The 24,738-nt window shown below is 63.6% G+C and carries 20 protein-coding genes, 1 tRNA gene and 1 pseudogene; 8 read left to right on the top strand and 14 right to left on the bottom strand.

Annotated features, from left to right (window positions below):
• Position 1 precedes the first annotated feature (1 nt).
• Positions 2–850, bottom strand: a complete 849-nt coding sequence (locus K9F62_19050; protein ID UJX40762.1) for a serine protease — start codon at positions 848–850, stop codon at positions 2–4.
• A gap of 116 nt (positions 851–966) precedes the next feature.
• Positions 967–1,908, bottom strand: coding sequence for a glycosyltransferase family 9 protein (locus K9F62_19045; protein UJX40761.1), 942 nt, complete (start codon positions 1,906–1,908; stop codon positions 967–969).
• Between the two features lie 111 nt (positions 1,909–2,019).
• On the opposite strand from K9F62_19045, the gene K9F62_19040 reads away from it, so the two are divergent.
• From K9F62_19040 to pdxA, 4 genes are all read left to right on the top strand, one after another.
• Positions 2,020–2,481 (top strand): NUDIX hydrolase, encoded by a 462-nt coding sequence (locus K9F62_19040; GenBank protein UJX40760.1) that lies wholly within the window; start codon positions 2,020–2,022, stop codon positions 2,479–2,481.
• A gap of 179 nt (positions 2,482–2,660) precedes the next feature.
• A complete protein-coding gene (gene glgA / locus K9F62_19035) occupies positions 2,661–4,118 on the top strand; it encodes a glycogen synthase GlgA (protein ID UJX40759.1) in 1,458 nt (485 codons plus the stop codon).
• Between the two features lie 238 nt (positions 4,119–4,356).
• Complete coding sequence (gene glgB / locus K9F62_19030; GenBank protein ID UJX40758.1) at positions 4,357–6,285, top strand: 1,4-alpha-glucan branching protein GlgB; 1,929 nt, start codon at positions 4,357–4,359, stop codon at positions 6,283–6,285.
• A gap of 371 nt (positions 6,286–6,656) precedes the next feature.
• Positions 6,657–7,655 (top strand): 4-hydroxythreonine-4-phosphate dehydrogenase PdxA, encoded by a 999-nt coding sequence (gene pdxA, locus K9F62_19025; GenBank protein ID UJX40757.1) that lies wholly within the window; start codon positions 6,657–6,659, stop codon positions 7,653–7,655.
• 193 nt (positions 7,656–7,848) lie between these two features.
• Here the strand turns inward: pdxA and K9F62_19020 are convergent, their stop codons facing one another.
• From K9F62_19020 to K9F62_19010, 3 genes are all read right to left on the bottom strand, one after another.
• On the bottom strand, positions 7,849–8,337 hold the full coding sequence (locus K9F62_19020; protein UJX40756.1) for a universal stress protein: 489 nt from the start codon (positions 8,335–8,337) through the stop codon (positions 7,849–7,851).
• A 51-nt stretch (positions 8,338–8,388) separates the two neighbouring features.
• Complete coding sequence (locus K9F62_19015; GenBank protein UJX40755.1) at positions 8,389–9,336, bottom strand: serine/threonine protein kinase; 948 nt, start codon at positions 9,334–9,336, stop codon at positions 8,389–8,391.
• A 126-nt stretch (positions 9,337–9,462) separates the two neighbouring features.
• Positions 9,463–9,538, bottom strand: a tRNA-Ala gene (locus K9F62_19010).
• 181 nt (positions 9,539–9,719) lie between these two features.
• On the opposite strand from K9F62_19010, the gene K9F62_19005 reads away from it, so the two are divergent.
• From K9F62_19005 to pgi, 4 genes are all read left to right on the top strand, one after another.
• Positions 9,720–10,166, top strand: a complete 447-nt coding sequence (locus K9F62_19005) for a 4Fe-4S binding protein (protein ID UJX40754.1) — start codon at positions 9,720–9,722, stop codon at positions 10,164–10,166.
• On the top strand, positions 10,153–11,922 hold the full coding sequence (locus K9F62_19000) for an aldehyde ferredoxin oxidoreductase (GenBank protein UJX40753.1): 1,770 nt from the start codon (positions 10,153–10,155) through the stop codon (positions 11,920–11,922). The genes K9F62_19005 and K9F62_19000 overlap by 14 nt, the downstream gene beginning before the upstream one ends.
• Before the next feature lie 117 nt (positions 11,923–12,039).
• The gene (locus tag K9F62_18995; protein ID UJX40752.1) at positions 12,040–14,544 is read left to right on the top strand and encodes a plasma-membrane proton-efflux P-type ATPase; all 2,505 of its coding nucleotides are present in this window, start codon (positions 12,040–12,042) and stop codon (positions 14,542–14,544) included.
• 30 nt (positions 14,545–14,574) lie between these two features.
• The gene (pgi, locus tag K9F62_18990; GenBank protein ID UJX40751.1) at positions 14,575–16,218 is read left to right on the top strand and encodes a glucose-6-phosphate isomerase; all 1,644 of its coding nucleotides are present in this window, start codon (positions 14,575–14,577) and stop codon (positions 16,216–16,218) included.
• Between the two features lie 409 nt (positions 16,219–16,627).
• On the opposite strand, the pseudogene K9F62_18985 reads toward pgi, so the two are convergent.
• From K9F62_18985 to fliM, 9 genes and pseudogenes are all read right to left on the bottom strand, one after another.
• Positions 16,628–17,711: pseudogene (locus K9F62_18985) on the bottom strand (IS110 family transposase).
• Positions 17,712–17,824: 113 nt separating this feature from the next.
• A complete protein-coding gene (locus K9F62_18980) occupies positions 17,825–18,061 on the bottom strand; it encodes a hypothetical protein (GenBank protein ID UJX43251.1) in 237 nt (78 codons plus the stop codon).
• Positions 18,061–18,393, bottom strand: coding sequence for a type II toxin-antitoxin system HicA family toxin (locus K9F62_18975; GenBank protein ID UJX40750.1), 333 nt, complete (start codon positions 18,391–18,393; stop codon positions 18,061–18,063). Before K9F62_18975 ends, K9F62_18980 begins: the two co-directional genes overlap by 1 nt.
• Before the next feature lie 32 nt (positions 18,394–18,425).
• Positions 18,426–19,280, bottom strand: coding sequence for an alpha/beta hydrolase (locus K9F62_18970; protein ID UJX40749.1), 855 nt, complete (start codon positions 19,278–19,280; stop codon positions 18,426–18,428).
• A 117-nt stretch (positions 19,281–19,397) separates the two neighbouring features.
• The gene (locus tag K9F62_18965) at positions 19,398–20,108 is read right to left on the bottom strand and encodes an N-formylglutamate amidohydrolase (GenBank protein UJX40748.1); all 711 of its coding nucleotides are present in this window, start codon (positions 20,106–20,108) and stop codon (positions 19,398–19,400) included.
• Positions 20,074–21,339 carry a glutamate--cysteine ligase gene (locus K9F62_18960; GenBank protein ID UJX40747.1) on the bottom strand — a complete coding sequence of 422 codons (1,266 nt, stop codon included), beginning with the start codon at positions 21,337–21,339 and terminating at the stop codon, positions 20,074–20,076. The genes K9F62_18965 and K9F62_18960 overlap by 35 nt, the downstream gene beginning before the upstream one ends.
• Complete coding sequence (locus K9F62_18955) at positions 21,336–22,805, bottom strand: RimK family protein (GenBank protein UJX40746.1); 1,470 nt, start codon at positions 22,803–22,805, stop codon at positions 21,336–21,338. The genes K9F62_18960 and K9F62_18955 overlap by 4 nt, the downstream gene beginning before the upstream one ends.
• Before the next feature lie 19 nt (positions 22,806–22,824).
• The gene (locus K9F62_18950) at positions 22,825–23,550 is read right to left on the bottom strand and encodes a peptidase-C39 like family protein (protein ID UJX40745.1); all 726 of its coding nucleotides are present in this window, start codon (positions 23,548–23,550) and stop codon (positions 22,825–22,827) included.
• A gap of 201 nt (positions 23,551–23,751) precedes the next feature.
• Positions 23,752–24,732, bottom strand: coding sequence for a flagellar motor switch protein FliM (gene fliM / locus K9F62_18945; GenBank protein ID UJX40744.1), 981 nt, complete (start codon positions 24,730–24,732; stop codon positions 23,752–23,754).
• Positions 24,733–24,738 lie beyond the last annotated feature (6 nt).

Here is a 24,738-nt window from a genome sequence, read left to right as displayed (position 1 = left end):
GTCATTTTCGACACGCCGGACACTGGCAGATGATGTTCGTATAGATGACGGCGTCGTTGCAGACGCATTTCTTGATCGGGCCGGCGGCCGGTGATTCGAAAAACGTCGAGCTGAAATTCCTGCATCCGTCGCGGCCCGTATCGATATTGCCGTAATCTTTGAGGACGGCTCCGGTGCCCGCGCTCTGGCGATCGTCCTTGTTCGCCTGATGGAACGCGCTCGTGGTCATGTATTCCTGCTCGGGAATGCCTTCCGCTTTTTGCAGGAGGGCGAGCACGAATTCGGACGGGATGGCGAAATTGAGGTTCTGGGCTTCCTTGCGCTGCGCAACGACCACGCCGACCACCTGTCCCTTGGCGTCGAATACCGGCGAACCGCTCGAGCCCGGGGAGACGGGGATGGAAATCTGCATCAGGCCGCCTTGCCGCATCTGGCTGAAATTGCCGCCGGCGAATGTCTTCTCGAACCCCTGGGGCGAGCCGATGGAGACGAGTTCCATGCCGGGAACGAGGTCGGCGGACCGGGCCAGGATGACGGGTTTGCCCGGTTTTTTCGCGTAGAGGAGGGCCAGGTCGTGGGTTTTGTCCAGGGCGGCGACGGCATCGACCCTGGCGAATCCGTCCTTGTACGATGTGGCGAAGCTGATGTCCGGGGCGCTACGTATGACGTGCAGGTTGGTGACGATGAGATTGGGCGTGATATAAAACCCGGTCCCGATATTGTTGCCGGATTTTATGGTGACGACGGAGTCCGTGTTGTTTTTGAAAATCGTGCTGAAATCCGTCGCCAGACACAGTGCCGGCAACATCCAGGCCAGTATGGCCGCAACGACGATATTGGTCTGTTTCATAGGCATTTTCTATAAAACCGGATGTTCTGGATTTGCAGCGAATTGATCGTGCGAACACGACCCTTTCGTTGCAAACGATCCGCTTCTTTGCATAGTGTGCGAAGCGTGGTGCCTTGTCAACGCGACAGCGCCAGGCGACGCCGCAGCGCGTTCCAGACGGTCTCCACCGCAATGCCGGCCAGACACGGCAGCGGTCGGGGACACTGCGGCGCGAAATCCCCGGACGTCATGGCCGCGCAGGGCGCGCAGGGCAGCCCCGCCGTGACGATCTCCATCCCCGAAGGTCCCCACTGGGCCGGCGACGTCGGCCCGAAAAGCGCCACCCCCGGCACGCCGTGCATCCCGGCCAGATGCATGGGCCCGCAGTCCGGCCCGACCACGCACCGGGCCGCGCAAAGCGCCCGGGAGAGTTCGGCCATGGTGTCCGGCGTGAAAACCTCGTCCCCGGCCGGGGCAATGCCGCGTTCGCGCTCCACCGGCCCCAGGACAAAGACCGGCCGCATGCCATGGGCCCGTAACATTTCCGCCAGATACTTGAGGCGAGGCAGCGGCCAGGCCTTGTCCTGGCTGCCGGCTCCGGCAAAAAGCAGCGCCGTGTCGCTTGTCGGGGCATGGCGGCCGAAATGAGTCCGAAACGTTTCGGCCCAGTCCGCGGCAAAGGCGATGCCGTGTTTCGCGAGCGCCTCGCTATAGAGCGTCGTCGGGGAAACGTCCCGGCCGGCGGCCATGCCGTGCAGAAAGAGGAATTCCTTCCAGTCCGGGAGTTTCGGACGCCTGCCCAGACCGGGGCGCACGACCAGCGTGCCGGCAAGTGCCTGTGGCCAGGTCTCCCCGGCGAAGCGGGCGTCGAGCCCCCGGCGCAGTTCGGGCGGGCAGGGCGTGGCAAAGGGGGCCAGCCAGGGCGCGTGGGCGGACGGCACGGCATAATGAACCGGCCGGTCGGCGAAGTGCCGGGCCAGGGACAGGAACGCGGGCCAGGCCAGAAGGAAATCTCCAAAAGCTCCGGCATGTTCCAGAACGACCTTGTCAGGGAAGTGCATTTCGCGTACTTTGGACATGTTGGAAAAACGTATTTTTATAAACGCTTGAGACCGTTTTTTCCGTTTGCGCGGTATTTCGTTTAAAAGGCGGGAAAAAGCGTCCCAGGCCCCTTCAGGAGCCGCTGCCTCATGGCCCTTACCAAGCCTTGCCCCCATTGCGGTCAGCCCGTGGTGCATTACCGCAATCCCGTCCCCACCGTGGACGCCCTCATTCATCTTCCGGGGCGCGGAATCGTGCTCGTCAAACGCTTGAACGAACCCTTCGGCTGGGCGCTGCCCGGCGGATTCATCGATTACGGCGAGCCGGCGGAAGTCGCCTGCGTGCGCGAGGCCAAGGAGGAAACCGGACTCACCGTCGAGCTGACCGGGCTGCTCGGCGTCTACTCCGATCCGTCCAGGGATCCAAGACAACATACCATGAGCGTTGTCTACACGGCCCAGGCCCTCGACCCGGACGAACTGGCCGCCGGCGACGACGCCAAGGAGGTCGGGGTGTTTCCCGTCGGCCAGTGGCCAAGTCCCTTGTGCTTCGACCACGCGCGGATTCTAAGTGATTACGTCGCCCTGTTCAAAAGGGTCAATCCGCGTTAGACTGGAGCATTCTGGGGAATTCTCGGCGGGGCGCACCGTTCTGGTACGGAACTCCGCCGGGTCAGCCACGATTTGACAGCCGCCAAGCCGGAATACGGCGGCGGAAGGAGGGAAGCCATGCACGCGGCAGACGCGGCGGCTTTCGTCCGTGAACGCAACCGGCCAGGCCGAGGAGTGCGATGAAGTTTCATCACAAGGTCCTCTTTGTCGCTTCGGAGATGTACCCCTTTTCCAAAACCGGCGGGCTTGGGGACGTCATGGGCGCGCTGCCCAAGGAACTCAAGCGCCAGGGGGTCAACGTCGCCCTGATCACGCCGTATTACGGCCGGCTCAATACCGCCGACCACCAGTTGCGGCTGATCTATTCCCAATGCCGCGTCGGCTATCCCTGGGCTCCCATCACCGCCGACATCTACACCGCCACCTGCGACGATGTTCCGGTCTATTTCGTCTCGCGGGGCGAATACTTCGACCGCCGCTTCTACTACAACACCCATGACGGCGATTATTTCGACAACTGCGAGCGCTTCATCTTTTTCTGCCGGGCCACCATGGCCTGGGCCAGCCGCCTCGACGGCGCGCCGGCCATTGTCCACGCCCACGACTGGCAGACCGCCCTGGTCCCGGCCTATTTGCGCTATTTGCGCCCGGAAGCGCCGTTTTGGCGCAACACCAAAACCATCATGACCATCCACAACCTGGCTTTCCAGGGCCGGTTCGCCTCGCGGCTGTTCTGGAACTCGGGCCTGCCGCGCGAGGCCTGGAACATGGACGGAGCGGAATTCTGGGGCGATTTCAACCTGCTCAAAGCCGGTATCGCCTATTCGGATATCGTGACCACGGTCAGCCCCACCTACGCCCTGGAAATCCTCTATCCCCAGTTCGGCTGCGGCCTGGAGGGCATCCTGTCCCGCCGTTCCTCGGACCTGCGCGGCATCCTAAACGGCGCGGACTACACCGTCTGGGACCCCATAAACGACCGCTATCTGCCAAGCGCCTACAATCCCGACGACCTGGCCGGGAAAAAAACCTGTAAGCGCAACCTCGTGGCCGAGCTCGGCATCGACCGCCGGTTCCTCAAGCGGCCCATCCTCGGCTTTATCGGCCGCATCCGCGACCAGAAGGGCGTCGATCTCCTGATCGACATCATGGGCCGGCTCATGGAGCAGGACGTGGCCGTGGTGGTCCTTGGAGAGGGAAGCCTGGACTACGAGGCCGTGCTTCTCGACATGATGGAGAGCTATCCCGGGAAACTGGTGGTGCGCATCGGCTACACCGAGGATTTGGCCCACCGCATCCAGGCCGGATCGGATATCTTCCTTATGCCCTCGCGCTACGAGCCCTGCGGCCTGACCCAGATGTACGCCCTGCGTTTCGGCACGCCGCCCGTGGCCACGGCCGTGGGCGGGCTGCGCGACACCATCGTGCCCTGGCCCGATCCCGAGGCCACGGGATTCACCTTCCGCGAGCCCGACCCGGAGCTCTTTTTCCAGGCCGTGCGCGACGCCCTGGAGCTGTGGGATCAGCCCGAGGCTTGGCGGGGCATGGTGGTGCGGGCCATGCGGTCGGACTATTCCTGGGAAAAGGCGGCCAAGAACTACATCAGCCTGTACCGGGAACTCGGCGCGGATATTTAAGAGGCGTTGGGAGAGCGCCTTCGGCGGCCAGGGGGAACTTTTTGAAAAAAGTTCCCCCCGGACCCCTTAAAAACGTATAAAGGGGAATCGGTCGTCCTCCTGCCTGGGCCTCGGCGAAGGTGGTGCCTCCGCGAAGTCCATGCGCCATATTTCACCGGATCGCTCCCGGTTCGTCGCCGTCGGCCCCGCCTGTACGCCTTGCCGGCCGCCCCAGGCGGGAGAAAAAAGGAGCCCTTGCATGAAAGCTTCCGCCAAGAAAACCGAAACGCCGTGCCTGCCCGTGGATATCGGCGAACTCGATATCTACCTCTTCGGCCAGGGCAAGCACTGGGACCTTTACCGCGTGCTCGGCGCCCATGCCCAGGACGGGCCAAAGGGGCCGGGCTACCGTTTCGCCGTCTGGGCGCCCAACGCCAAGGCCGTGTCCGTGGTCGGGGATTTCAACGGCTGGCAGGCCGGCGTGCATAAGCTCTTTCCGGTTGCGGCCTCGGGCGTCTGGGCTGGCTTTATCCCTGGCTTTTCCCACGGGGAACTCTACAAGTTCGCGGTAACCCGGAAATACGGCGACACCGTCTTCAAGACCGATCCCTTCGCCTTTTTTGCCGAGGTGCGCCCCGGCGTGGCCGCCAGGGCCTGGGGCCTGGACGAGTATGCCTGGAACGACGCAGCCTGGATGGACGCCCGGCGGGCCAAGGGACTGCCCATAAACGACGCCATTTCCGTCTATGAAGTCCACCCCGGCTCCTGGCGCTGGAACACCAAGGAATACGGTTCGTTTTACTCCTACCGCGAGCTGGCCGAAACCCTCGTGCCCTACGTGCGCGACCTGGGATTTACCCATATCGAGTTCATGCCCCTGGCCGAACATCCTCTGGACGAATCCTGGGGCTACCAGACCGGGCATTATTTCGCCCCGACCTCGCGCTTCGGCACGCCCGAGGACCTGCGTTTTTTGATCGACGCCTGCCATCAGGCCGGCATCGGCGTCATCCTCGATTGGGTGCCTGGCCATTTTCCCAAGGATGCATGGTGCCTGGGCCGCTTCGACGGCACCGGGCTCTACGAGCACGAGGACCCGCGCCAGGGCGAGCACCCGGACTGGGGCACCTACGTCTTCAATTACGGCCGCCACGAGGTGCGCAATTTTCTTTTCTCCAACGCGCTTTACTGGTTCAAGGAATTCCACATCGACGGCCTGCGCATCGACGCCGTGGCCAGCATGCTCTACCTCGATTACTCCCGGAAGGAAGGGCAGTGGGTTCCCAACAAGTTCGGCGGCAAGGAGAACATCGACGCCATCGATTTCCTGCGTGACCTCAATGTCGTGGTCCACGATCATTTTCCCGGCGCGGCCATGATCGCCGAGGAGTCCACCTCCTGGGCCGGCGTGTCACGGCCGGTCTACACCGGGGGCCTGGGCTTCACCTTCAAGTGGAACATGGGCTGGATGAACGACACGCTCGATTATTTCACCAAGGACCCGGTCTATCGCTCCTACCACCAGAACCAGCTCACCTTTTCCATGCTCTACGCCTTCCACGAGAATTTCATCCTGCCGCTGTCCCACGACGAGGTGACCCACGGGAAAGGGTCGCTCATCGGCAAGATGCCCGGGGATCAATGGCAGCAGATGGCCAACCTGCGCCTTTTTCTCTCGTATATGTGGGCGCATCCCGGCAAGAAGCTCCTTTTCATGGGCTGCGAGTTCGGACAGTGGAAAGAGTGGAGTTCCCGCGAGGAGCTCGACTGGGTGCTGACCCGGTTTCCCCCGCACCAGGGGGCCATGAACCTCGTGCGGGCGCTCAATACCCTGCATAAGGCCTATCCGGCCATGTACAGTCAGGATAACGACTGGACCGGCTTCGAATGGGTGGACCTGTCCGATTATGCCTCCTCGGTCATCACCTTCCTGCGCAAGGCCCCGGACGGCTCGCAAATCCTGTGGGCCTTCAACTTCACTCCCATCGTGCGCGAGGCCTACACCGTGGGCTGCCGCGTGCCGGGCTTCTGGCGCGAAATCTACAACTCCGATTCCACCTACTTCGGGGGCACCGACGCCGGCAACGACGGCGGCGTCTCGGCCCGGCCCGCCACCTACGGCGGCTGGCCCTACTTCCTGTCCCTCAGACTCCCCCCCCTGGCCGCCGTCGCCTTCACGCCGGAGTAGGATTCCCAGGAGGGGCTCTGCCCCTCCTGGACCTCCCCGCCGGGGGGAATAATTCCCCCCGGCCCCCTTTAATGGGCAACAGGTTTTCGCCGCTTCCTTATTCCTGCATCCTTCATCTTGTCGTCCCTTCGCTATTTCCTTACGTTTCCGTCAGGACAACGGGGCGTTTTCTTTTTGCGATGATGGGTCGCGTGGACTGGGCCTGGGAGGGGTGTGGCCGAGGCGAAGGCGTATTCTTCAAATATGCGCCGCCCGCCTCGGTCACACCCCTCCCAGGCCTCCATCCCTATCCCCATCTGCATCTCCATCACCAACCATCCATTCCGGCATCCTCCCGTCGTTCAAAAGAAAAATCTTAGGGTATATATACCATGTACAAAACACTCCCCCCCATCCTCATGACTCTGGGCGACGTAAACGGCATCGGGCCGGAACTGATTTGCCGGCTTCTCGCCGCCAAGGCCTATCCCGATCTCCGGCTGGCCCTGATCGGCCCGGAAGCGGCGCTTGCGCACCATTGCCGGCATTTCTCCATCACACCGTTCTGGACGCCCTTGCCCCCGTCCACTCCGGACGCTCTGGCCGACCGCGCGCCCGGCATCTACCTCCTGACGCCGCCGCGCCTGGACGGGCTTCCGGCCACACCGGGCAAGGAAACCCCGGCCGGCGGGCTGGCCGCGGGCGAATCCCTGGAATACGCGGTAGCCATATTGGCCCGGCATCCCGACTGGGGACTCGTTACCGGGCCGCTGTCCAAGGCGGCGCTCAACGAAGCCGGATTCGCCTTTCCGGGGCACACGGAATTTCTGGCCGAGCGTTCGGGCGTGGGGCGCGAGGGCGTGTGCATGCACCTGTGCGGCCCGGTGCTGCGGGTCAGCCTCGTCACCACCCATCCGCCCCTGGCCAGAGTGCCGTCCCTCGTCACCTATGACCGGGTGGCGCGCTGTCTGGAACTGACCTGGGACTATGTGCGGCGCCTTGGCGTGGCGGACAAACCCATCGCGGTCTGCGGGCTCAATCCGCATGCCGGGGAGGGGGGGCTTCTCGGCCGCGAGGACGAGGATGTGGTGCGCCCGGCCGTCATGGCGGCCGTGGCCAAGGGCGTGGGCGCGGTCGGGCCGCTGCCGGCGGACACGGTCTTTCACCGGGCGGTCGGCGGGGAATTTTCCGCCATTCTGGCCATGTACCATGACCAGGGGCTGCCGCCGCTCAAGATGCTCCACTTTAACGAGACGGTGAACGTGACGCTCGGGCTTCCCTTTGTGCGCACCTCGGTCGGGCACGGCACGGCCTTCGATCTCGTCGGCACCGGCCGGGCCGACACCGGCAGCCTGGAAGCCGCCCTCGACCTGGCGATGCGTTTGGTTTGAGAAGAGCTGGGGGAGAACCTTTTTGAAAAAAGGTTCTCCCCCAGACCCCCTCACCAAAAACTTTTCACGGTGACGGTGCGTTATTCGTCAGCCATTCGTATCATTATAAACTTTAGGAAGGGGAGAGCGCGAGAGGGGAGAACCCTTTCTTGAAAGGGTTTCCCCTCTCGCATCTTCTTCCCTTTTCCTAAGCTTAAGCTACCACCCACACGGCCAGGCCTTTGGCCGCGTGGATGATCTTGGTCGAAACGGAGCCGAAGAGGAATTCTTCCTGTTTGGACACGCCGCGCCGGCCGACCACCACCGTACCGAAGCCGCCTTCCTCGGCCAGGCGCAGGATTTCGAGGGCGATGCTCGTGCCGATGCTGCATTCCATGGACTCCCGCAGCGGCGAGCGGCAGCTTTCCACGAATCGCGTCTCCACCCAGTCGTCGGGGATACCGACCGCCACCAGCATGGCCTTGGCGTCGAGCAGCGAGGCGCGCATGGCGTCCACACGGCGGGCGCATTCCGCCTTCCAGGAAAGGTCGTCCGGGAACAGGTCGCGGTCCGGCGGCCGTTCGATGGCGGCCACGGTGACCAGACGTTTCTGGCCGCCGCCGATCATGGCGGCGGTGTAGGAAACGGCCCGGAGCGAATTGTCCGAGCCGTCGAAGGCGATCAGGATTTTCGTGTCGCGCATGGTGCCTCCGGGAGGTGTTTCCGGCCGTATCTTGGCGGGGTGGAGTTGGACTTACGCGTCGAGGGCGTCGTGCGCCTTGGTCAGGTCGCGGATGAGGTCCCTGGTCGCGTCGTAAAAGACGTTCGCTCCGAGCGAAAACCGCAGCAGCACGTTATTGAGCGCATCCGGTATGTACGGAAAGAGTTTTTTGAGGTTCACGATGCGGTTGGCGAACATGATGGAGCAGTCCTCGGGTTCGATCAGTTCGCGCTGGGCCGGGGTGATGGACTGGGTGGTGTGCTGGCCCATGCCCACCAGGAACTGGATGATGTTGCCGAGGCCGAACAGGTCCAGGCCGAAAGGGCTTTCCTGGAAATCGAAGGTGTAGTCGAAGTCGATCCAGACATAGCGGCCCGTGTCGTAGCTGACGTAGAGGTGGTCGCGGCGCACGTCGCCGTGTTTTTCGTTGCGCTCGTGGAGCCAGGCTATGGCCTCGCAGGCCTCGATGAACCGGGCCAGCACGTCGGGGAAGAGGGTGTGGAAATAGTCCTGGTGGGGCATTTCCAGGGCTTCGATCTTTTCGTCCAGGCGTTTGCCGGCCACGACCTCCAGGATGCGCACCGGGTTGCCGGCCGTGTCCAGGACCGTTTCGCCCTGCATGAAGCGGGGATCGCCGCGCACGAGGTCGAGTATGCGCGATTCCTTGCGGGGGCTTCTGGTGCAGGTGACGACCATGGAGCCGATGGTCATGGGAAAGCTTTCGTGGAACACGAGCTTGAGCAGATTGCGGCCGCCGGTTTCCAGGTTGCGGCAGCGCTTGACCCAGAATTTGGGGTCTTCCAGGCCGAAGCGGCGTTCGGCCTCGTCGCGCAGGACCAGGAAATGGCGTTCGCCGAGCTTGATCACGTCGCCGGCGCTGATGCTCATGAATTCGGTGGTGTCGGTATAGATTTCGCCGACGTGGCGGGCGGGGAAATCCGGAGCCAGCCTGGCCAGGAGCTCTCGGGCGGATGGGGGCAAGGCGACCTCCCATGGGTGTCGGAGTTCATGGTAATATGCAACAATTTCGGGTGGGGGGCAATGGTTGGAGGAATGGGCAAAGAAAATGGGCCCTGCGACGTTAGCCGCAAGGCCCTCATTTTCTTTTGGTGGAGGCGATGGGACTTGAACCCACTACCTACGCGTTGCGAACGCGTCGCTCTCCCAGATGAGCTACGCCCCCATTGGGAAAAAGGTCTATAGGCGCAATCGGGCGGCTGGTCAAGAAATCCTTCCGGGGCCTCTGTAAAAATTCAAACCGTCACGCCGCGACTGTTGACCTGTTTTGACGGGTTTGCCACTATGGCTATCTGGAATCCCTCGGAACTACTATGCCTTTTTTGGCCAACGGGCCGGAGTTTCACATGAAGATCCATCGCGCCGTGCGCATGGAACGCTGTATCGGTTGCCATTCCTGTTCGCTGGCCTGCGCCCGCTTGGTCTACAAGAACCTGTCCTGGAACACCGCCGGCATCCGCATCCGTTCCACGGGCGGCGTGTCCAGCGGCTTCCAGGCCATCCTGTGCCTGGCCTGCGATCCCGCCCCTTGCGCCGCCGCCTGTCCCACCGGAGCCATGGTCCAGCGCAAATCCGGCGGCGGGGTGCTGCTCAAAAAAAATCTGTGCATCCGCTGCGGCGAGTGCGCCAAGGCCTGCCCGGTCGATGCCATTAATATCGACGCCGCCGGCAACCCCAGCGTGTGCATCCACTGCGGCCAGTGCATCCCGTACTGTCCCCATGGCTGCCTGGAGCTCGTCGACGCCGAGGCGTCCGCCGCGCCCTGTATGGAGAGCTGCGATGTCGCCAAATGACAACGACAAGGACCTCTTCCGCGTACTCGTCTACGACCTGTCCCAGGGGCGGGGCGATCTGGTCATGGTGCCCGGGCGCGGCTCGTGGATCGGCGGTTCGGGGCTGGCGGCGCTGCTCTATTCCAAATACGGCCTGCCCGGGGAGGCCCCGTTCGACCCGCGCCAGCCGCTCATTTTCGCCATCGGCCCGGCAACAGGCTATTTTCCGCTCATGAGCAAGACCGTTTGCGGCTTCAAATCGCCCTACAATAACAATTACGCCGAGTCCCACGCCGGCGGTCGCTCGGCCCTGGCCCTGCGATTCGCCGGCCTCGACGCGCTGGTCGTGACGGGCCGGGCGCCGCGCCTGTCGGTGCTGGTGGTCGGCTCGCGGCGCATCGAACTGATCGACGTCCATTTCCTGCGCGGGGCCGACGTCTTTACAACGGGCAAGCTCCTGCGCAAGATCGCTGCCGGCGCCTCCGGCCACCGCTCCATCATGCGTATCGGTCCGGCCGGGGAAAACGGCAGCGCCTACGCCTGCATCAACGTCGACACCTACCGCCATTTCGGCCGGTTGGGGGCCGGGGCGGTCATGGGCGCCAAGAACTGCAAGGCCGTGGTGGTCATGGGCGACGGCGACCTGCCGCTGCCCGAGGACAAAAGCTATCCCAAGCTTTTCAAGGACATCCACGAGAAGGTCACGGCCTCGGGGATGATGGAAAAGTACCACAACCTCGGCACCCCGGCCAACGTGCTGCCCTTAAACGAACTCAAGTCCCTGCCCTGGCGCAACCTGGCCGCGACAAGCGACCCCGAGGCGGATAAAATCTCGGGCGAGGCCTTTGCCGAAAAGCTCCTCATGCACAACGCCGCCTGTTCCGGCTGCCCGGTGGGCTGCATCCATGTGGGCATGGTGCGGGAGATGTTTTCCGCCTCCCACCGTTTCGCCATCCATCAGGTGGCCTACGACCATGAGCCCAATTTCGCCGCCGGCCCCATGCTCGGCGTCACCGACCCGACCGAGGTGCTGGCCATAAACGACGTGGCCGACCGGCAGGGCCTGGACATCATCTCGGCCGGCGTGGCCCTGGCCTGGGCCGTGGAGGCCACGACCAAGGGACTTATTACCGAAAAGGAAACCGAGGTCAGGCTTACGTTCGGCGACGCGGACGCCTTCAAGCGGGCCATGTGGCTGCTCGGGCACAAGGCCAACGATTTCTACGCCGCCCTTGGCCAGGGGGCGCTGGTCGCGGCTTCCCAGTACGGCGGCGAGGACTTCGCCTGCGTGCTGGGCCAGGAGATGGCCGGTTATGCCACGGGCGAGACCTACTTCGCTTCCCAGACCGTGGCCTTCCGCCACTCCCACCTCGATACCGGGGCCTATTCCTACGACCAGAAGCACAAGGAAAAGGACGTGGACGCGGTGGTCAAATTCCTTGTGGACGACGAACGCGAACGCGTGCTGCTTACCTGTCTTGTGGCCTGCCTGTTTGCCCGGGAAGTCTACAAGCCCGAGGTCGTGGCCGAAGTGCTTTCCTGTCTGGGCCATGGGGAGCTGGCCGCCAACATCGATGCGGCCAGCGAACATGCCAGGTGCGAACGTTGGCGGCGCAAGATGGAAACCGGCTACGATCCGATCAACACGCACATTCCCAAGCGGTTTTCCGAAATCACCACTTGGAAAGGTCCCGTGGACGCCGCCTATATGGAAGCCCTGCGCCAGGGCTACGCCAAAGCGGTGCTGCAATTGGCCGCTCCCGCGCCGGACGCGTAACAATACCATTGCGATCCCGACAAAACGCGCGCGAAGTCGTGCATTTTCCCCGCCGATGTGCTAGCGCATCGGTACCGTCGCGTTATTCCCCCGTCACTTCGCCTCAGGAGGTCCTCCATGGCCGATACCGCTGCCGCGTCCCCGAAAAAAAGCGTCGACGACATCCTCAAGGAAGTGGAAACCACTCCGGCCGGCCTGAGCGCCGACGAGGCGTCCAAACGGCTGGCCAAGTTCGGCCCCAACGCCCTGCCGGAAAAAAAGGTCAACCCGCTTTTGCGCCTGTTCGGCTATTTCTGGGGCCCCATCCCCTGGATGATCGAGGCGGCGGCCGTGCTTTCGGCCGTGGTCAAACACTGGGCCGACCTGACCATCATTTTGGTGCTGCTCATCTTCAACGCGGCCATCGGCTTTTTCGAGGAGCACAAGGCGGCCAATGCCCTGGCGGCGCTGAAAAATCAGCTGGCGCTTATGGCCCGGGCCTACCGCGACGGCAAGCTCGTCCAGATCGCGGCCGACACGCTCGTGCCGGGCGACGTCATCCGCCTGCGCCTGGGCGACGTGGTGCCGGCCGACGCCTGCTGCCTGGCCGGCGACTATTTGAGCGTCGACCAAGCGGCCCTGACCGGCGAATCCCTGCCCGTGACCAAGAAGGTGGGGGATACGGTCTATTCCGGGTCCGTGGCCAAGCAGGGCGAGATGACGGCCGTGGTTACGGGCACCGGGGCCAACACCTTTTTCGGCAAGACGGCCAAGCTCGTCTCCAGCGCCGGTTCGGTGTCCCATTTCCAGAAAGCCGTCATGACCATCGGCGACTATCTGATCTACCTGACCCTGGCCCTGGTCGCGGTCCTTATTCTGGTCGGCCTGGACCGGGGCGAGAAGGTCCTGGATCTGGTCCAGTTCGCGCTCATCTTGACCGTGGCCGCCATCCCGGTGGCCATGCCGGCGGTGCTCTCCGTGACCATGGCTGTGGGCGCGCTGGCGCTTTCCCGGCTCAAGGCCATTGTCTCGCGCCTGGAGGCCATTGAGGAAATGGCCGGCATGGACATCCTGTGTTCGGACAAGACCGGGACGCTCACCCAGAACAAGCTGACCCTCGGCGAGCCGCTGGTGTTCGCCGCCAAGGACCCGGACGACCTGATCCTGACCGGCGCGCTGGCTTCCAAGGCCGAGGACAACGACGTCATCGACCTGGCCATCATCGGCTCCCTGGCCGATCCCAAGTCGCTTGAGCCCTACAAGCAGACGGCGTTTACACCCTTCGATCCGGTCGGCAAGCGCACCGAGGCCACCGTTGCCGACGCCTCGGGCGCGACGTTCACCGTGACCAAGGGCGCGCCCCAGGTGATCATGGGGCTTTGCGCCCTGTCCAAGGAGGACGCGGCCAAGGCCGACGCCGCCATAGAGGCCCTTGCCGCCAAGGGTTCGCGGACCCTGGGCGTCGCCCGCAAGGACGGGGAGGGGGCCTGGGCCTTTTCCGGCATCCTGCCGCTGTCCGATCCGCCGCGCGAGGATTCGGCGACCACCATCGCCAAGGCCAAGGAGCACGGCATCGCCGTCAAGATGGTCACCGGCGACAACACGGCCATCGGCCGGGAAATTTCCCGTCAGCTCGGCCTTGGCGTCCACATGGTTTCGGCCGGGGAATTCTTCGCCGCCGATGCCGACGTCTCGCGCCTGCCGGGCGATGTCGAACGGCGCATCGAAGAGGCCGACGGCTTTGCCCAGGTCTTTCCCGAGCACAAGTACGGCATCGTGCGCGCCTTGCAGGACCGGGGGCATCTGGTCGGCATGACCGGCGACGGCGTCAACGACGCCCCGGCCCTCAAGCAGGCCGACGTCGGCATCGCCGTGTCCGGGGCCACCGACGCAGCCCGGGCCGCCGCCGACCTGGTGCTGACCGCCCCAGGGCTTTCCGTCATCGTCTCGGCCGTGGAATACGCCCGCCGCATCTTCGAGCGCATGAATTCCTACGCCATCTACCGCATCACCGAGACCATCCGCATCATGTTCTTCGTGGTGCTGGCCATCCTGGTCTACAACTTCTATCCCATCACCGCGGTCATGATCATCCTGCTGGCGCTTTTAAACGACGTGCCGATCATGACCATCGCCTACGACAACACCTATCTCGACCCCAATCCGGTGCGCTGGGACATGCGCCGGGTGCTGACGCTTTCCACGGTGCTCGGCACCATCGGCGTCATCGAGACCTTCGGTCTGCTCATCCTGGCCAAGACCTACCTCAAACTCGACCTGGCCCAGATACAGTCCTTCGTCTTTTTAAAGCTCGCCGTGGCCGGGCACCTGACGCTTTTCGTCGCCCGCACGCGAAAGCCTTTCTGGGCCGCGCCCTATCCCGCGCCGGCCATGATCTGGTCGGCCGTGGCCACCAAGGCGTTGGCCACGGCCTGCGTGGGCCTCGGCTGGTTCGTGGCCGCCGTGCCCTGGCAGTACGTGGGCCTCATCTGGGGATACTGCATCATCTGGCTTTTCATCGAGGATTGGGCCAAACTCGTGGTGTACGAGCATCTGGCTCTGGAGCGACCGCATCACAAGCGTTTTCTGGGGCGCGTCAACCGGCTGCTGCATCCGCATGCGGCCAGGATGGCGTCCCGTTAACCGACGTATTCGTCCCAAGGAGCTTTCGCCATGCCGCTTATGACCGAATTGCCCGCCCATGCGGCCCTGGTCAGACACCACGCCACGGTCAAGGACCTGCACATGCGGGACCTCTTTGCCGCCGATCCCGACCGGTTCGCCAGGTTTTCGTTGCGTCTGGGGGATATCCTGTTCGACTATTCCAAAAACAGGATCACGGCGGAAACCATGGCCCTGCTTTTCGACCTGGCCCGGCAGGCCGGGGTCGAGGCACGGCGCGACGCCATGTTTTCCGGGGAGAAGATCAACCGCACCGAGGACCGGGCCGTGCTGCACGTGGCCCTGCGCAACCGGGCCAATCGGCCGATCCTGGTCGACGGCGCGGACGTCATGCCCGAGGTGAACCGGGTCCTCGGTCAGATGCGCGATTTCTGCGCCAAGGTGCACTCCGGGGCCTGGACGGGCTACACCGGGAAAAAGATCACCGACGTGGTCAATATCGGCATCGGCGGCTCGGACCTGGGGCCGCAGATGGCGATGCTGGCCCTGGCCCATTACGCCGTGCCCGGCATCACCGCCCATTTCGTGTCCAACGTGGACGGCACGCATCTGGCCGAGACCTTCAAGCGCGTCTCGCCCGAGACCACGCTGTTCATCATCGCCTCCAAGACCTTCACCACCCTCGAAACCATGGCCAACGCCCACACGGCCCGGGACTGGTTCCTGGCGACAGCGGGGGACGAGGCGGCCGTGGCCAAGCACTTCGTGGCCCTTTCCACCAATGCCGGGGCCGTGGCCAAATTCGGCATCGACACGGCCAACATGTTCGCTTTCTGGGACTGGGTCGGCGGGCGCTATTCGCTGTGGTCGGCCATCGGCCTGTCCATCGCTCTGGCTGTCGGGTTCGACAACTACGAAGCCATGCTGGAAGGGGCGTTCGTCGCGGACGAGCATTTCCGCAACACGCCGCTCGAAAAAAACATTCCGGTCGTCATGGGGCTCGTCGGGATCTGGTACAACAACTTCTTTGGCGCCCAGACCCAGGCCATCCTGCCCTATGACCAGTACCTGACGCGATTTGCCGCCTATTTTCAGCAGGGCGACATGGAAAGCGACGGCAAGTCCGTGGCCACCGACGGCCGCTACGTGCCGTACTCCACCGGCCCGATCATCTGGGGCGAGCCCGGCACCAACGGCCAGCACGCCTTTTACCAGCTCATCCACCAGGGCACGAAGCTTATTCCCTGCGATTTCCTGGCCGCCGCCATAAGCCACAATCCGCTCGGCCGGCACCAGGACATGCTGCTGTCGAACTTCTTCGCCCAGACCGAGGCGCTCATGCGCGGCAAGACCGAGGAGGAAGCCAAGGCGGAGTTGGCCGGCAAAGGTTACGACGCCGCCCGCCTCGAACTGCTCTCCCGGGCCAAGTCCTTCTCCGGCAACCGGCCGACCAACTCGTTTCTCTACAAGACCCTCGATCCCAAGACCCTCGGCACGCTCATCGCGCTCTACGAGCACAAGATCTTCACCCAGGGCACCATCTGGGACATCAACTCCTACGACCAGATGGGCGTGGAACTGGGCAAGGTGCTGGCCGGAACCATCCTCAAGGAACTCGAGAACAACGCCCCGGTCGCCTCCCACGACTGCTCCACGAATGCGCTTGTTAATTACTACAAGCAGTTAAGAAGTTGAGGAGAGGGAAGGGTGCGAGAGGGGAAACCCTTTGAAAAGGGTTCTCCCCTCTCGCGCTCTCCCTTTCCTAAACTTTATAGCTAGATGAATGGGTGACGTATGACATGCCGTCACCTTTAGAGTCTTTCCTATGTGGCCCGAAGTCAAGCTGACTGACGAAGTCTAACCGCCCGTTTCCTATTCGCGCCCGAAGCGCCAAGTACCGATTCGGTAGTTTTCGGATTTTCGCCATTTGAAAAACGCCGCCATACGGCCAGACTCTTCCGCGACCAATCCGAAAATTCGTTGGCTGTTAGGCTTTCGTCTTCCCCGCTCGTTGCCACAGGTCCTTATTGGCGCTGCAATACCCTCTTGGCAGGTGAGGAGCGCGGGGCTTACAGGGCCGGCGTGATCCTCGCCCCCCGCCGTTTCACGCTACAACGGCCTCAAAGCGGTACTCTCTTTTCTCCAGGCTCAGCCGCCACAAAATGATGGCCAGTTTTCGGGCCAAGGCTGTGATGGCCTTTTGGGCCAAGCCGCTTTTCCCCAGCAGTTTGTGATACCACGCCTGGGCCTTCGGATCGTGTGCGCGCCATTTCCAGGCCGCCTCCACTAAAAGACTTCGCAGTTTGGTCTGCCCCACGGGCCGTAACCTGGCCCGGCCCTTGCTCTCACCGCTCTGGCGCACCATGGGGGCAAGTCCCAGATAGCTTGTCACCTCTTCGGCCCGGCTGAAACGTTCCGGCTGAAACAACTCCAGACGGAAGGTCGCGGCGATGGTCGGTCCCACACCGGGCACGCTACGCAGGCACTTGATGACCGTGTCATGCTCAGGTTGACGGCAAATGGTCTCAAGTTGCTGTTTGACGACGGTCAATTCCCTCGTGATGGCGCGCATCTCACGTACAAAACTTTCCAGCGTGTACCGGGCGGCCTGATGCATGGGCAGTTCAAGCAGAGACGCTACGGCGGCCTTGCCCCAGTATTTCAGATTGGGGGGTTCGGTGAGGCCCAGAAAAAGCAGATGGGAATGGATGCGGAGCTTCACACGACGCAGGTCGTCGGCTAGGTCGTGCCGCCGGCGTTCCAGACTCCTCTGGGCTTCTTGTTCTTCCGTCGGTACGGCAATGGGACGCAGCATCCCCTTGGCTGCATAATCAGCCAATTTGACGCAATCGAGCCGATCTGTTTTCGCGCCCCAGACCACAGGTCGGGGAATGCGGCTTGGCGCCGCCACGAGATTGGGAATCCCCGCCTTCGTGAGCGCTCTGGACAGGGTGAATCCGGTCGGCCCGGATTCACTGGCCGCCATGGCCACGGTGACGCCCAACGCGGCCAATTTGTCGATCAGGCCCTGCGGGCTCGCCGGATATAACCAAGGTGTGGGCAGCCCCATCAACACGGCGCAATGCCACAGAATAACTGTTCTTATGGATATCCAATCCGACAAAAAAAGATCGACCTTGAGAAGCCTCTACAAACGCCTGAAGTTGGGATATCGCTTGTCCTGCCATGTTGGTCTCCTCGCCTCGTTTGTGTCTACGAGCACATTTACTGGCACTATCAGCCAGTTTGAGGGTCGAGGCCAACATGGTATTTGAAAGGGGGGCTGGGGGAAAACTTTTCTTCAGAAAAGTTTTCCCCCAGTGCCTTTCGCATCATCGGGCGCCAGGCAGGCTTCGCCGCAGACGTCCAGATAATCGTCCACGGCTTCCCTGAAGGCATCCATGAGCGCTTCCGGGGTTTCGCCATGAAAGGTCACCACGTCGCGGATGCCGGCGATGCGGCCGTGCAGCTCGCCGTCTTCCTCGGCGCATTCCAGACAGTAGCCCTTGTAGGTCGTATAGCAGGCATCGTCGCCCATCATGCGGTCTCCTGATCTTGCCCGGCCATGCCGGCCCGGATGAGAAATTCCCGGACATCGGCGGCGCAGCCCTTGCCGAGCACGTTTTCGGGATGGGGGCGGTGGAAAAAGCCCTTGACCCCGCCGAGCAGGAAACGGACGCGCGAGCCGGCGGTTTTCTGGCGTCGGGGGAGTTCCCGGCCGCCGAGGGCCCGTATCAGCGCGATGACCTCGTTCCAGGCGATGTCGCTTCGCGGCGGAGCGGTGAAAAGCGCCTGCCAGGTGCGCAGCCGCACACTGTTGAGCTTGACGACGGGGAGCGGCGTCGGGGATGGCGGTGGACTGGGGGACATGGCCTGAAAATGGCCTGGGAAGCTTGGATGCGTCAAGGGGCGTAGCGGCGTCCTTTGAGGAACCAGCCGATGAGCCGGGCCAGTTCCGCCGGGTCCTGGTATTGGAGCCAGTGCCCGGCGTTTTTGAGGTCAACGAGGCGGGCGTGGGGCAACTGCCGGGCTAGGGCGGCGCTTTCGCCGAGCGGCGTGACCCAGTCTTCGTCGCCGACCACCAGCAATACGGGTGTCTTGAGGGCGGATATCCGGCCGTCGAAGCCGGGCCAGGACGCCAGGGCCTCGCGCTGCCGGGCCAGTGTCGTGGCCGCAATGGGGACCGTTTGGCGGGGCAGGCGGGAAAACGCCTCGGGATGGGCGGCCCGCCAGGGCTTGGGAAAAAGGCTGTTTCGCAACGCCTCGGGCGTCACGGCGCTTAAGCGCGCAACCGATTTTACCACCGTCTCCGGGGAAAAGGCCGCGCCGATGCAGGCCACCCTGCCCACGCGTTCCGGATGGGCCAGGGCCAGCTCCAAGGCGGCGACCGCCCCCATGGACCAGCCGAGGACATCCGCCCTGGGGACGGACAGGGTGGTGAGGAGTCCGGCGGCATCGTCGGCCAGACGGCGTATGGTCAGCGGCGTGTTTAAGGCGGTGGAGCGCCCCACGCCCGGGTAATCGCACAGGATCAGCCGTCGCCCGGCGGCCAGATCGCGCACGAGGGTCCCGTCCCAGCTGTCCATGGAACAGCCGTAGCCGGTCAAAAGGAGCAGCGGCGGCCCGCTGCCTATGGTCTTGTAGGCGATGACGCCATTGCCGACCCGGGCCAGCCGGGTCGGCAGGTCGGCCACGGCGAAACCCAGCCGGGGCTTGGCGGGCAGGGGCGCGGCAAGGGGCGACGCGGCAAAAAACAAGAGCGCGCCCAGGAGCAGCAAGAGCGGGGCCGCATGGCGAGAGGACCGGGATAGGGGATAGGGCATGGGAGAGGGATAGCAGGCTGGCGCGCTCGCAACAAGCCGGCCGACCGGCCGTCAGGGCGCCTGGCCCAGAGCCTGCCCCAGCGCTGCGACGAGGCGCTCATTGCGCGCGGCCAGATCGGCCTCGCCGGTCTGGATGAAGCGCTGGTTCACTTCCAACTCGATGCCCAGGTAGCCTTCGCCGAAACGGCGGCGAAGCGCCGTGGTCAGGCCGTCCGCCGCGCCCCGATACGGGTAGTTTCGCCGCAGAAGGAGGTCTGGCTCAAGAAGGGCCAGTTCGCGCAGCCAGCTTTGGCAAAAGGCTTTTTCGGCCACCCGCTTGGGATCGTAGAGAAAGGCCACGTCGCCGCGCCGGGTCACGCCGGCCAGGCGCGGGGTGAAGCTGTGGCTGGCGATGTGGAGCACGGTCTTGCCTTGCTCGCGCAGCCCGGCCACGGCCGCCGTCACCGCCTGCCGGTGGGGCTGGTAGTGCTCCGCCAGGATTTTTTGTTTGACCGCGGCGGGGAGGGGCTTGGTGATCTCGGAAAAAAGCCCGGGGTGGCCGACCGAGCGGTTGAGGTCCACCACCAGCCGGCTGGTCGTGGCCGCGAAAAGCGGCGCACCGAAAGCAGCGGCCAGGGAGCCCGCCGTGACCAGCGCCCCGGCGTCGAAGCCCCGGTGGGAGTCGAGCAGGTCCCGCCAATGCGCGAAAAGCGGCGCATACTCCGGCGGCACGGCGTTGCCGCCGTGCTCACAGGAAATAAGGAGCGCCCAGGATACCGGCATTGAAGGGCTCGTTTGCGGCCAGACAGTCGCACAACTCCCCGTACGTCCGCTTCACGGCCGCGTGCCGGTAATCGCCGTCCACGGCGGCCAGGATGCGTCGGGCCAGGCTCGACTGGTCGACGAGCACGGCCAGCGGCTTTTCCCAATCCGGGTCGAAATCCATGGCCGGAAGCGAACTGAACGCCAGCCGCCGCCAGATGACGCGGGCCGGGATGCTCGACGGGGCGTAGACCCCGAACAACCGGGAGTACTCCTCGGGCACCACGGTGCGGCCGGCATTGGCGATGGTCTGGTTGAAAATCGCCGCCAACTCCCGGGTGGAAAGGGCCTTTTGCTCCTCGTAGCTGGACCAGCGTTCCTCCACCAGCCCCTTGAGCGCCGCAGTCACCACGCCGGCCAGGGCCAGATCGGCGGCCGGACATTCCTGGGTGTCGAGGACCCGGATTTCGATGGCCGAGCGGTCGAAGCGGGCGATGGCTCCCCGGGCGTTTAAGAATTCGTCGCGCAGCACGCCCTTGGGGTCGAGCGGCGCGATGTCGCGATACATGGGGGCCAGGATCCTGTCGCGGTATTCCTGTTCGGAAAAGACTGGCTCGGGAATGACCACGCCCATGACCGAGGGCACGCGGGCGGCGTTTTTGGAGTACTGCTCCATGCGGGCGTCGAGAAAGCCGGTGAAATGTCCGTCCAGGATGGGCGTGGAAGCGGCCAGGGCCGGCATGATGGGCAGGAGCGCGCGGATGGCGGCGTGGAGCCGGCCGAATTCCGCGTCGCCGCGAAAGGGCAGGTTGATGTGCATGCTTTGCAGGTTCGACCAGCCATGCCCCTTGCAGTTGAAGGCGGCGTCGAAGGCCTGGTAGACATCGCTGTAGGCATGGGGCCACAGCTGCGTTTCCGTCAGCGGGTCCATGAAGGGATGCGCGCCCGTAGGCATGAGACGGCCGCCCATGGGCGCAAGTAGGGCGTCGGCTACGGCGATGTTTTCGGCAAAGGCGGCGGCCAGCCCGGAAAGGCTCTTGGCGGGCTTTGACACCTTCATCTCGAGCACGTGGTTGACCAGTTCGTTGGACCAGGTGATTTCGCCCATGTCCACGTCGGAGGCATTTTCCTCCTTGGCGGCGGCGGCCAGCAGCTTGTCGGCCACGGGCAGCACGGCAAGGGTCTCCCGGTCCACGATCATGTATTCGATTTCGATCCCGTAGGCGGAAAAAAGGGGTTTGGCCCGGCTCATATGTTGAGGCTCCCGGTTTTGCGCAGTTCGATACGCTTGAGAAAGACTTCCACCACACGCAGGTACAGTTCGTCCTGGAGCACTTCGTCCTCGTACCCCGCGTCGATATTGGGGTTGTCGTTGACTTCGATGACGTACACCTTGTCCCCGACCTGTTTGAGGTCCACGCCGTAGAGCCCGTCGCCGATGGCGTCGGCGGCCTTGAGCGCGGCGGAGATGACCTTCCTGGGGACCTTGCCCACGGGCAGGGTTTCCACCCGGCCGTAAATGTCCCTGCCGCTTTTATCCTTGCTTAAAATCTGCCAATGCCCGGAGGCCATGTAGTACTTGCAGGCGAAAAGGGGGCGCCTGTCAAGGATGCCGATGCGCCAGTCGAAATCCGAGGGCAGGTATTCCTGGGCGATGACCAGGTCGGATTTGGCCAGAAAACGCCTGGCCTCGGCCATCATGACGTCGGATTCCCGGGCCAGGACCACGCCCTGGGAAAAGGCGCTGTCCGGCTGCTTGAGCACGCAGGGCAGGGACAGTTCCTCCAGGATGTGATCCAGGTTCTTGCAATGGGCGATGACCGTGCGTGGGGCCGGGATTTTATGCCGGGTCAGCACCTCGGCCAGGTAGACCTTGTTGGAGCAGCGCAGGATGGATTCCGGGTCGTCGATGACCACAAGCCCCTCGGCCACGGCCTTTCTCGCCATGCGGTAGGTGTGGTGGTCGACGTTGGTCGTCTCGCGGATGAAAAGCGCGTCGAATTCCGACAGGCGGTTGGAGTCGTCCTTGGTGATGAGTTCCACCCCGACGCCAAGCGTCTCGGCCGCCTTGACGAAGCGCTTGAGGGCGCGGGCGTTCGAGGGCGGGCGGGTCTCCTCGGGATCCTGCAGGATGGCCAGGTCGTAGCGGGAGACCGGACGCTTGGGGATGATGAGCTTTTTGCCGGCGAAGTACTCCGTGGACACGGATTCGGCGAAATCGCGCTCCTCGGGGGGAATGTCCTTGACCGACAGCGGCGAGACGTTTTGGAGTTGCCAGCCGTTTTGGAAGTTCACGTCGGCCCGCAGCAGGGGGGAGGGAAAGAGTTTGAAGAGCCTGGAAGCGAGTTGCTCCAGGCCCTTTGTCGGCGTCTTGCCGAAGTAGGCGGAGAAGCTGACCTTGCCGGGTCCGCGATCGGCCAGCGCCTTGGTCAGCACGTCTTCCAGCTCGCCCGAGGCCACCCGGATGATGCCCACGGACTTCATGTCCTGGATGGCGGTGATGGAAGGAATGGGCTTGTGACCGCGCGCCTCGGCCAGAAGCGACACGTAATAGCCCATGGACTGGTAACGGTAGGAACGGCAGATATTGATGATCTTGACACCGCGCAGGCCGGTGAAAGTTTCGTCGGTCAGGTAGGCCCTGGCCGCCACCGGCTCCACGCCGGAAAAAACCAGGGAACAGTCTTCGGGGTTCTCGATGACCACCAGAACGGACACGGGGGGTGCTCCTTTGCCGTCACTTGGGACGGCCGCGTTTTTTGGGGGAAAGCACGAGCAGGTTGGCGTCGCAGGTGATGATGCCGAGCATGACGGCGCAAACGAGGTGGTTGAGCGTCACTTCGTAATACTGGCTCTGGCTTATGGGATTGGGCAACAGCGGGTCGGCGATGTGGGTCGAGCGCTGCTTGACGTCGTAGCCGTTTATCACCACGAAATGGCCGGCCGGTTCGCCGCGCACGTCGTCGTAGATCAGGGTCCCGCTTTCGTCGCGCTCGCGCGCGGTGCGGTAGAGGTAGGTGGCGGAAAGCCCGGCCAGAATCGGCCGGTCGCGCTTGAGGATGGCGCGGATAAGTCCCGCCGTCAGGTCCTCGAAACGGATGACGCCGCCCAGTTCCAGAAATTCGAGGCAGGCGTCGGTTGTGGCGGTCAGCCGCCGGCCTTTTTTGAATTTGCGCTGCCGTTTGAGCTTGGCCGGCAGGTCCACGTGCGCGCCGTTAAACCAAGTGCTGTCGAAGACGGTCAGATCGAAGGTGTAAAGCTTTGCCGCATAGCCGCGGGCCAGGGCATGGCAGCCGAGGTAGGCGGCCAGGGTACCGCCGCCGGGCAGGGTTTTCACTTCGCGGATGACGGTATCGAGCGGCATGGCGTCGCCGTAGTAGCGGTAGATGGCCTCCAGGCAGGTGGGCCCGCAGGTGGTGTCGTCGGGTTGGGCGGCGATGGGAATGGCGAGTGTGGATTCCACGGCTTAGCCCCCTATCACGGCCCAAAACGCTTGGCCATGGGCCTGAGGACGGAAAATCTCGTTTAAAGAAGGTATTGCGGTGTGTTATGGGAAAAAAGTGGAGGGGATGCCGGGACGAATGCGGCGGTGAGACAAGAGCGGCCGGAAAAGCGTGGGGGGCTCCCACTGCGGCGCGCGCCGGGACGTGTCCGGGACCGAGGGCTATTCGACGTGGATTTCCTCTTCCTTGACGATCTGGAAGGCCTTGTTGGACTTGACGAGCCCCGGGATGCCCCGGAACTTGCGCACACCCTGGACCTCGGCCTCGAGCAGGGCGTCCACGTCGTTGTCGAGCATGATGATGTCGCCGGGTTTGAGCGAAAGGAGCTGACGGCCGGTGATCTGGGACCGGCCGAAGCGCACCAGCATCTCCACCGGCGTTTCCATGAGCCGCTCCTTGAACCGGGCGATCCAGGCATGGTCCACTTCCAGGCGCTCGGTCTGAAAGGAGGCGTAGAGCTTGGTGCGGATGGGCTCGATGGTGGCGTAGGGCAGGCAGACGATCAGTGAGCCGATGGCGTTTTCGAGTTCCACCTCGAAGGTGACCACAATGACCACGTCGCTTGGCGGCACGATGGCGGCGAACTGGGGGTTGACCTCGCTGCGCACGAGTTCGATGTGGACCTCGTGCACCGGTTGCCAGGATTCCTCCATGTTTTCCAAGGCAATGCGCACCACACGGTTGATGATGGCCTGCTCAATGGGGGTGAAGTCGCGGCCCTCGATCTTGGGCTGGGAGCCGGCTCCGCCGAAAAAGCTCTCCACCATGGCAAATACCAGTCGCGAGTCGACGACGAGGATGGCGTTGCCGCGCAGGGGATCGAGCTTGAAGATGTTGATGGAGGTGGGCACGGGCAGCGACCGCATGAAGTCCCCGAATTTCGACATGTCGATGGAAATGGGGTTGACGTCGGCGCGCTTGCGCATGGCGTTGGCCATGGCGTTGGAGGCGAGCCGGGCGAAGCGGTCGTTGATGATTTCCAGAACCGGCATGCGGCCCCGGATGATGCGGTCCTGGTTGGACAGGTCGAAGACCACGACCCCGGAGTCGTCCTCGAGGATGTCGTTTTCCGCCTCGATTTCGCCGCCGGAGAGTCCCCGCAGCAGCGCATCGACCTCGTCCTGATCCAGAATCTTGCTCATGTCCCT

The organism is Desulfovibrio sp. JY, assembly GCA_021730285.1.
Lineage (GTDB): Bacteria > Desulfobacterota > Desulfovibrionia > Desulfovibrionales > Desulfovibrionaceae > Solidesulfovibrio.
Note: the sequence above shows the minus strand (reverse complement) of the source record. Positions and strands in the feature narration are given on the sequence as shown.